Raw genomic sequence first — 7,980 nt, 5'->3', positions numbered from 1 at the left:
GCCAACATTCAGATTATGTTACAACGAATACAGCCATCAAGCCAAATCTAATTCCAAAACACGCTCTAAGCATAACTGCTTATGTAGGTCTATGGACGTTGTAGAAATACAATTATAAATTATTTGATAATAGATAACAACTAGTTGTTTTAACTACCATATACGCAGATGTTTGTAAAACAAAGCCCCGCAACAGTTTGGCGACAGGAGCGGGGCTTTGAGATTGTTCAATGTTTCCACTAAACCAGTTAAAAGTAATGAAAAAAAATTTATTACCGATTTTGGTAGCATCAGTCATGTCTACCAGCTACCTCGTTACCTCCTGCATGTCTCCCAATTCAGGCGTAGTCCCTACATCTGATGTCTCTGGATCAGCAGAAACTGGTTTTCGGGAGGATACCCTAAGTGGTTTACGGGTATTGATTCCGATTGGTGTCCCAAAATCAGTATTCTACCCTGTAGTGGTAAAGCAAAGTAATGCGAATGGCCGGGTAGCAACTTTATCACTGGAAGAGCTGGCAGAAGTTGCAAAGCCAATTGTAGAAAAGTATCCTGATCTGAGCCAAAACCCCCTTAAATCAGCGCATTTAAACAGAATTATACATGATTTCCCTGATTTTAAAGACGAGAAATCAGTAAGAGAAAATTCTGATGTTGTCGTTCGATATTATAATGGTCTGATGAAGAACGAACTCAAACCAGCAACTGAAGAGCGATTAAAGGGCGGGGCTGGTGCTAGAATTGGTTTTGGCAGTCTCAATGACCTAGAATGGCAGCATTTACAAAACAATGCTTCAATGATTTCGAGATATGCCTACGCTTCTACAAAAGCCATGTCTGAATCTTCGGCTAGATATGGTTCAGCACCAGGAGCAGGAGGCTCTTCGGGAGCGCAAGATGGCTATCCTGGAAACGCCTTCCAGCATGCTGTTTGGAGCTGTCTAATCATACGGGAAGCAATGATGATTGGTTATTCAAAGAATCAAGCCATTTATTTCACTCGTAATATTACAAGCGATCACGAATGTGATAATAATGGTAACCGTCTATACTCTAACCACACAGCAATGGATTTACATAATAATCTATCTGCTCGCTCTTGGTTCAATGCTCACTACGGTGGTGGTGTTTGGCCAGTTTCGCTAAACATACCTTCTGAAGGTGATATCTTCAATTATTGGCAGGAATCGGAGCAAATTCGTAGTTTCAGCGTATGCAATGCCGCTATTACCCTGCCAGCACAGTTCGGTGGTTGGGAATACCTATATGGCACAGCGGTGGGTTTGATGCATAACAGGTTATATTATATTCTCCCAGTTCCTGCTGGTTGCCCACAATAAATAAAATAGCGAGCTATCAAAGTACTTTGATAGCTCGCCTTATTCATTTCAGATTATATGAAATATCGTTCATTTTCATTGCTTCTAGTATTCGTATCTGCTTTTAGTTGTAACGAGCCAGGTATTCTCAGTCGATACCGCGATCTAGGTTCGTTTAGTAGTCGAGTTGAAGGCCAAAACAAGGCGCTTGCTTATTTTCTCAAAAATTACGATTCGCTACCGAGGAATGCACCGTACAGAATAAAGTACGCAAAAAACAACCCACTGCCTTCAGAGCATCCCGAAAATGCGCTGTGGTACAACAAGAGCGAAGAGATTTTGAGTCTAGAAGTTAGTCCTCCTGATGGACCTGCTTGCTACTGGAAGAGCGTAAGAAAAGACGTTCTAGAAGAAGCCGTCAAGTCTATCGATGGTTTGCGCACTCTTGATACTTTAGCTATGCCTGGTCAGCCAACTAATACATGCTTATGATAATTTTCTCACCCATTAGTTTATTTATTATAGCATTATGCCTTCTTAATATCATGTTCTAAAGTAGAATGAACCAAAAATTCTTACTTATTGCGCCTTGGGATTACCAGTTATATAAAGTAATTGAGAAAAATCTGAAACACTTAGAATACGACGTTACCGTTGTTCATAATAATTATTATCGATTTACTTTAAAAGATTTGTCAATTAAAATAAAGTATCTTTTAAGGAAGATCTTCCCAGAAGGGAAAATGTCTAATCAAAAAGCGCAGAACCTATACAAGGAACAGAAGCGGCTATCTTTAGTTAAGTCACAACAATACTATGACATATGTCTAGTACTCAGAGCTGATGTTTTTTCTGAATATTTATTGAAAGAGGCTAAAAGAAGAAGCCATAAATTCATCTCTTTTTTTTATGATGGGTTGACATATAATCAACATGTTCTACCATTAGTCCCCCTTTTCGATTACTTCTATATATTTGATAAAACAGAGTTAGGCGCATTCGGGCAATACGGGGTCTCCTACGCACCCAACTTTTATTTTACTTATCCATCGCTCGGCACTAATCCAAAGGCTATTCAAAATAAAATTTACTACATCAGCTCATTTAATCCCTTTCGCTTAGACTTTATTCAATCCCTTCATCAATACCTGTCTCATCGAATCTCAATGATACGATTCGATTTGGTGTGTAGTGAAGCTGAGCAGGAACAACTTCCTGATTACGTAAAGCAAAACTTCAATTGTATACGGTCTATTGTTCCTTACGAAGAACAACTAAAGCTGATTCAAAATAGTGAGATAATTATAGATGTTAAAATGGTACACCATTCAGGATTTTCTTTCAGAATTTTTGATGGGCTTAAGTTAAGAAAGAAAGTTATTACGACGAATTCTTCTGTAGTGAACGAAGACTTTTATCATCCTAATAATTTTTTTATCTTAACTAAAGATAACGAAAAGGAAATTGACGAATTTTTGCAAAGGCCTTATATATATATAGATAATGAAATTATAGAAAAATATTCATTTGAGAGCTGGTTAAAAGTAGTGACGAATTATTGATACTTGCTGAAGCAAAGCATGATCCCGGTCTTTGCTGCCCATATCGATGTCTTCTTAATGAAATCAATTGCAATTTGCGGATTAAAAGATTTGTAACATTTATGATCCTCTATTTAAAATCAATGTATAACTCAGACAAGGGTGGGCGATAAACAGAAGAATATAGAATAAGCCAAGCTAAAAAACACCCGAATTATAGATAGTCCCTCGTCTTAAGTGGGATCCTTTTAAGAGATGGAGCTAGAACGTAAGATTTTCTAACTACGAGGGCCAACCACTACTCTATTAGCTCTTTTTTCCACCTAATACCCCTGAATGTTGATGGTTTGCCAACTGCTCCACTGAACACACATAGCCGCTGCCTTTACACTTTCGGTTTGTTGGACTGCCTGCTTTCCCTCGGGACGAGCGTCCTGTCGCCCGGCAAGCCATCCACGCGGAGCGAAACTATAACTCCCCTCGTCATCGTCTATCTTTAATCACCACAGTTGCAACTAACGTAAAGATCGCTCATTGGAAAATACTCTTTAAGCAACTCATATAAGCGTGGGTCATATTCCTTTAGCTTAGACCTTGTATTGCCAAGATTATCCATTTCATCTTCTGGATTAGACTCGCCATTCACATGAAACCAAGACTGCACACCACAAGCGAAGTATTCTTCACGATTAGTGATAGCATATGTATTATTCCAAAGCCTTTCCTTCTTTGCTTGTTTCCATATATTTTTCAGTCTTCTGTCAAATTGCTTATCTGTATCGTTAATCCCTAACTGATGGATTGCATGAGCAAATTCATGTACTAATATGTCATAACCTTTATGTAAATCATAAAACCTGCACAGTAAATTCTCCTCAGCACAACTACTAACAGGCCACTCATGTGTTGCTCCTAAACCTCTTAAATTATTCCAATTGGTATTTTTATAAAATTTGTATAAATCTTTATGCTCAGGAATATCTGTGGTTACTTCTGCTTCAGCCTTTATGACAATTTTTAACTTATTTTCTTTCAACTTATGTAGTATCTTAGGTTGCAGAATACTTGTCATAAAAGCCACTATATCTTTTGCATTATATAAAGCATGGTCATCAACTTTTTGCGAACTTAATATTGGTATTCCATTAACTAAGATACACTTTTTGTAAAAACTGTTATAATTGGAAGAGGAATTTAAATACGTAATAGAGTTCAGCCCATCAACAGTGGAGCTATTAGATACAACTGAATGATATCTTCGTGGTTTGACTACGCGAATTAAGATATGCTTAGTACGATATATACTGTCTTTTTTCGATAACAATTGGGCTATATGATACCCGAATTTGGTTCTGAATGGTTTTGATATTCCATTCAAGGTTAATCCCAAAATAGCATTGCGATACTCGCTTACATATTCCTTCATAGTGGTAAAAGCTAACTCGCCACCCTGTTTGTAAGAACTTGCGTCTTGTGAGTATTTAAATGCTAAATCTCTAAAGTCATGTCCAGCGACTAATAGATTATAGATAGAATCAATTGTGACTTTAGCTGTTGAGTCAATATATTGAATATCGTTGTTTGTTTTTATACTGTGAACCTGCCCTTTTACTATCGTACACAATGACAGCGAAGAGGCAAAGAGTAATCTTTTAATTATCTGTTTTGACATGTCATTAATCAGAATTAGCCTTGCTGGGGCGTTTGTATTGTCAACCGAGAGCCCAAATTCAAAATCTGACCCTACCAACCGGGGCGTTTACCCTGTCGCCGGATCGGTGGACTTGGAAGCCAAAGATCGGCAAGGTTATATAGGACCAAGGTTAATTACAAAGTAGGTTCTCAGATTTAAGCATTATTAAGAATGAACTGAAAACACGTCTGATCTGACGAAAATAGTCAGAATTGGCCTGTGTTACCCGTTTCAGCAAATGCCCAATTTACGAAGCACACGCATGAAGGTTTCTTCGTCTAGTTGTAGAGTGTTCAGTGAGATGTTTGGTTTTAAATAACGTTCCAGTAAAAGACATACTTAACTAATCGATTAGTACCTGGTCTCATACTGCTTGGCTAGTTCGTCAATGAGTTAGCTTACTATTAGGCTTGCAGCCAAAACTAACCCATCATAACCGCATCATAGCGCTTTTACTGGTATCTTCGATCTTGATCAAGCCGTACTGACGTTGATGCTTCCATCCAATAGCCAACCAGCTGGCTATATCCAACTGCTGGATAAACTAAAACGTGAAATCCGAACCACTCAGTTACGGGCCACGTTTGCAGCCAATGCCGAACTACTGGCACTTTACTGGCGCATCGGCGCCATTATTCTTGAGCAAGAAAAGCTACAGGGTTGGGGGCAAAAAGTAGTCGATCGATTGGTGGCTGATCTGAAGGCGGAATTCCCTACCATGAAGGGCATGTCGCCCCGCAACTTGCGTTACATGAAGGCCTTCGCGGCCGCTTATCCGGACCATCAATTTGGCGGAGAGTCAATTTTGCAGGCGACGCCTGCAAAATTGACCTGGTACCATCATACCACCCTGTTGGACAAAGTAAAGGACCTGGATGAACGCCTGTATTACATGCGGGCAACGGTCGAGAATGGCTGGTCACGGGATGTAATGGTTCAGCAGATTGAGTCAAACTATAAACAACGCACTGGCCAGGCGATCTCCAACTTTGAGCGAACCCTACCCGAACCCCTATCAGATCTGGCCCAGCAGTCGCTGAAAAACCCCTACCTGTTCGACTTTCTGAGTTTGACCGAGAAGTATAAAGAGCGGGACCTGGAAGAGGGCTTAGTCAATCACCTGGTTCAGTTCATGCTCGAGTTGGGCAAAGGCTTTGCTTTTGTTGGGCGGCAGTATCCCCTTGAGGTGTCTGGGCGCGAATTCACCTTAGATCTGTTGTTTTATCACCTTAAGCTGCATTCTTATCTAGTGATTGAGCTGAAGGTAGTCGAGTTTGAGCCCGAGTTCGTGGGAAAGTTAAACTTCTATCTCTCGGCCGTAGATGATCAACTACGAAGCGAGTTAGATAACCCCAGTATCGGCCTACTGATCTGCCGTCGTCATGACCAGCTGATGGCCGAATACGCCCTGCGGGACATGAACAAGCCAATCGGCATCACTGAGTACCGGTTGATGGAGTCTCTGCCAACCGACTTGCAAAGCACCTTACCGTCAATTGAGGAGATTGAGGAGCGCTTACGTCAAGAAGATGATTCCACAGAAGCAGACGATATAATCAGATGACGTTGTATAATGAGACAATGGCATAAATAAATACCTCTTTGTCTCACTAATGAGGGTTATTCGAGAATCATAGGGTTGCGAAAACTTTAGTTTATTTTCTTAGCCAGACTAGTTGGCCCACCGTAAATCCGGGTTTGCATCAGGGTAGTACCCGATCTGTCCTGACTAAAGTCAACTTCAGCGTTGGTATCTCTGAACAGGAACTTGGTCTGAGTGGCAGGAACAATCGGTAACTTCTGGCTATTGGAGGGGAGGGTAGCGAAGAACTGATCTCCTTCACGCGTGATTGTATACGTATTCTTAGTGCCATCTTCATACTTGCCTACGTACCTCTCGAGCCGATGGAGATCACGTTGTTGGTCTATCAACAGGGGTTTTCCACTCGCTAGAGCGGCTATTCGTTTAGAAACATAGGCTGGGTTCTTATCAATCGAATTAGACAACACCGTCACGAATACGTCTTCATGGGGTAAATAAAGACAGTATGAACGAAAGCCATTGATGCTACCGCTGTGCCAAATAAGCGGGCTATTCTGAAGCGAATCGATGAACCAACCATACCCGTAATCCGTGAGCTGGCCCGTAGTCAAGCGGTAAGGAGTCCAGGCTTTAGCCAGCGTCTCTTGGCTGACTAATTTATGGCCATGTACCGCCTGGTGCCAAATCCATAAATCGGCAACGGTTGAGAGAATACCCCCCGTAGAATAGCCCGATTCTAGGTTAATATACTCCGCATTTTGGTTCTTCCCATCTTTACTGAGTTGGTAACCATGCACTCGATTACTTATGAGTTTGGCCTCCTCATAATAAGACGAATGAGTCATTCGCAATGGTTCGAAAAACATCTCTTTCAGATACTCAGGATACGTTTTACCCGATGCCTTTTCAATAATTTGTCCTAACAGGATGTACCCCGAATTTGAATAATGCCACTGAGTGCCCGACTCAAACTCCAAGGGTTGATCTTTAAATAGATCGATCATAGCTAAAGGCGTCATTTTCTGGCGACTTTGTTCCCAAAATTGACTAATCTCGGTGATGTTTTTAATGCCTGAAGTGTGAGTCAGCAGGTTTTCAATCGTGATGGGTTTGCCTAGAGTGGGATAGTTGGGAAGGAAACGAGTAACAGGGTCGTGTAGGGAAAGTTTGCCTTGCTCCATGAGTTGAAGGATAGCCATGGCCGTAAACTGCTTGGTAATTGAGGCAATCGAAAAGACCATCTCAGGCCGCATCGGCACATTCAATTCTAAGTCAGCTTTGCCAAACGCATTTTGGTAGATAGGTTTCCCTTTATGGGCCACTAAAGCTGCACAGCCGGGCCCTTCCGTTTTGAATTGCTCGGCCAATATCTGGTCAAACTGGGCTGAAAGTTGCCTCTCATTCTGTACTTGGGCTGAAGAGTTTATGGGTATGAAATACCACCCAAACAGGAAGAGAATAACGAGTCTTTTCATGAACAACTAGTAAAAAAAGTTGATTATAATTCAGTCGTACAGCTATGTGGTTGTTGCGAAAGTCTGAATTAGCCCTCAACCGCTGGTTTGTGTGCCAAGATCATCTACTAGCTAACTACTTAAAGTGTCCACCAATAACAGTGGCAACTTTTACAACGGTCACCTTTTATCAATTAGCCAAAGTAAGAAATATTATGTTAGACACCGTTTCAGAAAACGCCCGGAATGAGCACATGGAGATTTTCCTCAGTCTCGGGCGGGAGCGTTATTTTGAGAAAGTTGTTGAAAGGGTAGCACTCTTAATTGTCTAATGACTTCTTTCGCGAAGAAAATCAGATGTGAGGTGGTTCGATTTAGCGGGACAGTTTAGTGCGTAGTTTTTGACAACTTTAAATAATAATCGTTTTCA

At 41.0% G+C, this 7,980-nt stretch carries 6 protein-coding genes; 4 read left to right on the top strand and 2 right to left on the bottom strand.

Going from position 1 to position 7,980, the window contains the following annotated elements; translation table 11 throughout:
- Positions 1-257 precede the first annotated feature (257 nt).
- The 3 genes from ACYVAD_RS09860 to ACYVAD_RS09850 all read left to right on the top strand — a co-directional run bounded on the left by ACYVAD_RS09860 (position 258) and on the right by ACYVAD_RS09850 (position 2,881).
- On the top strand, positions 258-1,340 hold the full coding sequence (locus ACYVAD_RS09860; protein WP_461139317.1) for a DUF6973 domain-containing protein: 1,083 nt from the start codon (positions 258-260) through the stop codon (positions 1,338-1,340).
- A 57-nt stretch (positions 1,341-1,397) separates the two neighbouring features.
- Entirely contained in the window at positions 1,398-1,811 is a 414-nt protein-coding gene (locus ACYVAD_RS09855; RefSeq protein ID WP_461139316.1) for a hypothetical protein, read from the top strand.
- A 68-nt stretch (positions 1,812-1,879) separates the two neighbouring features.
- Positions 1,880-2,881, top strand: a complete 1,002-nt coding sequence (locus ACYVAD_RS09850; protein WP_461139315.1) for a CgeB family protein — start codon at positions 1,880-1,882, stop codon at positions 2,879-2,881.
- Positions 2,882-3,356: 475 nt separating this feature from the next.
- Here the strand turns inward: ACYVAD_RS09850 and ACYVAD_RS09845 are convergent, their stop codons facing one another.
- Complete coding sequence (locus tag ACYVAD_RS09845) at positions 3,357-4,532, bottom strand: peptidylprolyl isomerase (protein ID WP_461139314.1); 1,176 nt, start codon at positions 4,530-4,532, stop codon at positions 3,357-3,359.
- A 514-nt stretch (positions 4,533-5,046) separates the two neighbouring features.
- Here ACYVAD_RS09845 and ACYVAD_RS09840 point away from each other — a divergent pair.
- Positions 5,047-6,117, top strand: coding sequence for a PDDEXK nuclease domain-containing protein (locus ACYVAD_RS09840; protein ID WP_461139313.1), 1,071 nt, complete (start codon positions 5,047-5,049; stop codon positions 6,115-6,117).
- A gap of 86 nt (positions 6,118-6,203) precedes the next feature.
- Here ACYVAD_RS09840 and ACYVAD_RS09835 read toward each other — a convergent pair whose 3' ends face one another.
- Complete coding sequence (locus ACYVAD_RS09835) at positions 6,204-7,571, bottom strand: serine hydrolase (RefSeq protein ID WP_461139312.1); 1,368 nt, start codon at positions 7,569-7,571, stop codon at positions 6,204-6,206.
- Between the last annotated feature and the right edge of the window lie 409 nt (positions 7,572-7,980).

It is taken from the genome of Spirosoma pomorum, assembly GCF_054776615.1.
Note: the sequence above shows the minus strand (reverse complement) of the source record. Positions and strands in the feature narration are given on the sequence as shown.

Bases quoted from the DNA above. Each gene is read 5' to 3' on its own strand.
- ACYVAD_RS09860 (WP_461139317.1), top strand. From the start codon at position 258: ATGAAAAAAAATTTATTACCGATTTTGGTAGCATCAGTCATGTCTACC.
- ACYVAD_RS09855 (WP_461139316.1), top strand. From the start codon at position 1,398: ATGAAATATCGTTCATTTTCATTGCTTCTAGTATTCGTATCTGCTTTT.
- ACYVAD_RS09850 (WP_461139315.1), top strand. From the start codon at position 1,880: ATGAACCAAAAATTCTTACTTATTGCGCCTTGGGATTACCAGTTATAT.
- ACYVAD_RS09845 (WP_461139314.1), bottom strand. From the start codon at position 4,532: ATGTCAAAACAGATAATTAAAAGATTACTCTTTGCCTCTTCGCTGTCA.
- ACYVAD_RS09840 (WP_461139313.1), top strand. From the start codon at position 5,047: ATGCTTCCATCCAATAGCCAACCAGCTGGCTATATCCAACTGCTGGAT.
- ACYVAD_RS09835 (WP_461139312.1), bottom strand. From the start codon at position 7,571: ATGAAAAGACTCGTTATTCTCTTCCTGTTTGGGTGGTATTTCATACCC.